A 3,177-nucleotide genomic window follows, 5' to 3' on the forward strand; every position below is an offset into this window, starting at 1 on the left:
AGATTCTTTTACTCTACCAACATATTTTTGAATTCCTTTACGTTTAATTTTTTGTCCGTGAAGAGTAGCAGAAGTAAAAAGGTAGCAGACACTCGAAAAGATTTTCATTTCAAAACAGCTAAAGAGCTACTAGATCACCACGACCTAGTAGCTTATGAAAAGCTTAACATTAAGGGATTAGCCAAAACTAAAATGGCTAAATCAGTTCTAGATGCTGGATGGGGGCAATTCCTGTCTGTCCTGTCAGTCAAAGCCGTTCGCGTAGCGTGGCCTACGGCCTTGAATGCTGGACTGCAAGCGACGCCAGTGAATCCCAGAAACACTAGTCAGAACTGTTCTAACTGCGGAAAGAAAGTACCAAAGAAACTCAAAGACCGCATTCATTCTTGTCCTCATTGTGGATACACAGCAGATAGGGAGTGCGATTCGTTCAGTCGAAACCTAGGAATAGGGGGATGACTGGCATCTATTGAGTAACCTAATCAAGGTTCAGTTCGCACTTAAATCCTCAATAGATGACAACTGAATAACCATGTAGGTAAGAATCAGTATCCTAGAAAATTCAAATCCTACTCTCCAGGTGCAGGAGTAAAAGCATAACCCCTACGGTAGAGAGTGGTCTTCAATCCGTAAAGCGGGGATAAAAGGTCAAAAGTACACCGAATCTCGCGGTCAATGCAGACTGAGCAAGTCCGTATGGATAACGAAAGTGAAGGAACGTTTGAACCGTCTACACTGCTGACTAGCGAAAAGAGATTGACACGCTAGGGGAACCAAAAAGGTCACAAATATAGGAATCAACAGAATTCTCATCTAGTTGATAAGCACTTCCTAAAAAGGCGGAGAGTTCCATCCTAACAGGACTTACCAATGGTTATTCGGAACGAAGTAACCCTGGCATCTACTCTCTGGAAGGTCGATATCCAGAGCAGTCAACCAAGACGCAAACTCTAGGAAAACTAGGTGATGCTCGGGAAAGATTGAGTTAGAAGCGAACGCCTAACCGTAATGGTTGGGATAAGCTGACGGACTCACGATGTAACGGAAGATAAAGCTGTTAGTAGCGGTAAGGTTATGAACACGGAAACAATACCGATGTATAAATGGAAAGATATCCCCTGGCGCAAGCTAGAAAGGATGGTCTTCAAGCTGCAAAAACGGATTTATCAAGCGTCTCGTTGTGGCAACGTCGCTGTAGTTCACAGACTTCAAAAATTGCTAATCAAATCATGGTCAGCCAAAGCGATGGCGGTGCGTAGGGTTACCCAGGAAAATAAAGGCAAAAAGACCGCAGGAGTGGACGGGGTCAAATCCCTATCCCCAGTAGCACGTCTGAAGCTCATAAATCAACTCAAACTGGGTACAAAGGTCAAACCAACCAGAAGGGTTTGGATACCCAAACCTGGAACAAATGAAGAAAGACCTTTAGGGATACCTACCATGTACGACCGTGCATTACAAGCTCTCCTAAAGATGGCATTAGAACCCGAATGGGAAGCCAAATTTGAGCCAAATAGCTACGGCTTTAGACCAGGCAGAAGTTGCCATGATGCCATAGAAGCCATATTCAACAACATCAGGTATAAACCAAAATTTGTACTCGACGCTGATATAGCCAAATGCTTTGACCGAATTAACCACGGGAAACTTTTAGAAAAACTGAATACTTTTCCCACCCTTCGGAAACAAATCCGGGCTTGGCTAAAAGCGGGTGTAATGGATGGAAAAGAACTATTCCCAACTTTTGAAGGCACTCCGCAAGGTGGAGTTATTTCGCCACTACTTGCCAATATTGCTTTACACGGCATGGAGGAAGAGATTAAGACATTGTCGGAATCCTTCGACATGAAACGCTCTGATGGCAGGTATCAACTACCAAAAAGAGATAAAAGAAACTCAATTAGTCTCATCCGATATGCTGATGACCTAATAATTTTACATGAGTCTGAAAAAGCAATACACCAGTGTCACCAAGTCATAGCAAAATGGCTCAAAGATATGGGTCTAGAACTTAAACCTAGTAAAACCCGAATAGCTCACACCCTCAAATCCTACAGAGGAGAGGAGAAAGGCTTTGATTTTCTTGGATTTCAGCTCTGGCAATACAAAGCTGGTAAATGTCGTTCAGGGAAAGATACAAAAGGTAATTTATTAGGATTCAAAACCCAAATATCCCCTTCAAAGAAGTCACAAAAGAAGCACTACGCAAAAATAGCTGAAGTAATAGAAAAACATAGAGGGAAATCCCAGGCAGCACTCATTAAAAACCTGAACCCTATCATCAACGGATGGTGTAATTACTTTAAGCCATACCAAAGTAGCAAAGTGTTCTCAAAAATGGATTACCTTATATTCTGGAAACTCTGGAAATGGGGAAAACATAGACACAGAAACAAAGGGAACAAATGGCTCAGGCAAAAATACTGGCACACAACTAAAGGGGATAAATGGGTGTTCTCCACACGAGAACACTCCAATCCTTACCACCTAACTAAACACGCATCCATATCGACTAACGTTGGATACACAAAAATTAAAGGTGAAGCATCCCCCTACAACGGCGACCTAATATATTGGAGTTTCCGAATGGGCAAAAGTCCACTGGTTTCTAAGAAAACGGCAACGTTGCTTAAGAAACAGAAAGGTAAATGCCCACACTGTGAACTACACTTCAAAGATGGAGATATTATCGAACTTGACCATATCATTCCTAAGTCACTAGGCGGTTTGAATGAGTATAAAAACTGGCAACTTCTCCATCGACATTGTCATGATAGTAAAACTTCTACTGATGGGAGTTATGGCAACAAATCTGACTGAAACAGTGTCAAGCCCAAACCACAATTTGATATCCAAATTACCAATGGATAGAAGATATGTTGGTGGTGACGTAGATTTGACAAATCCCGTTTCATTGAGGAGCGGTATGACGCGAAAGTGTCACGTACCGTTTTGGAGAGCAGTGGCTCTCGTGAGAGAGTCACTGACTTTAATTGTTAATGCAGCAATCAATATCTTAAATTTGGCGGTGGGGCATCCCGCCAGTAGTAGTGCGGCTCGTTCCTAATAGGAGCCTTTCGTAATAGAAAGGGGTATGATTAGGGGGATTCGTGAGGTCTAACCTCAAAAATCCTAACTATCCTCAGGATGTGGGTGAAAGTCCCACCCTTGAAGAGA

2 protein-coding genes and 1 pseudogene are annotated in these 3,177 nt (G+C 42.5%); all 3 read left to right on the forward strand.

Going from position 1 to position 3,177, the window contains the following annotated elements; genetic code table 11:
- Positions 1–75 precede the first annotated feature (75 nt).
- A pseudogene (locus F6K37_RS35900) lies at positions 76–459 on the forward strand (RNA-guided endonuclease InsQ/TnpB family protein); the annotation flags it as partial.
- A 636-nt stretch (positions 460–1,095) separates the two neighbouring features.
- On the forward strand, positions 1,096–2,820 hold the full coding sequence (gene ltrA, locus F6K37_RS35905) for a group II intron reverse transcriptase/maturase (protein WP_287255717.1): 1,725 nt from the start codon (positions 1,096–1,098) through the stop codon (positions 2,818–2,820).
- Positions 2,821–2,863: 43 nt separating this feature from the next.
- Positions 2,864–3,067: a hypothetical protein gene (locus F6K37_RS35910; RefSeq protein WP_287255720.1), complete on the forward strand. Its 204-nt coding sequence runs from the start codon at positions 2,864–2,866 to the stop codon at positions 3,065–3,067.
- Positions 3,068–3,177 lie beyond the last annotated feature (110 nt).

This window comes from Moorena sp. SIO4E2 (assembly GCF_010671945.1).
Classification (GTDB): domain Bacteria; phylum Cyanobacteriota; class Cyanobacteriia; order Cyanobacteriales; family Coleofasciculaceae; genus Moorena; species Moorena producens.

What these genes read in the sequence shown, in the direction of transcription:
- ltrA (WP_287255717.1), top strand. Translation starts at nt 1,096, where the DNA reads ATGTATAAATGGAAAGATATCCCCTGGCGCAAGCTAGAAAGGATGGTC.
- F6K37_RS35910 (WP_287255720.1), top strand. Translation starts at nt 2,864, where the DNA reads ATGGATAGAAGATATGTTGGTGGTGACGTAGATTTGACAAATCCCGTT.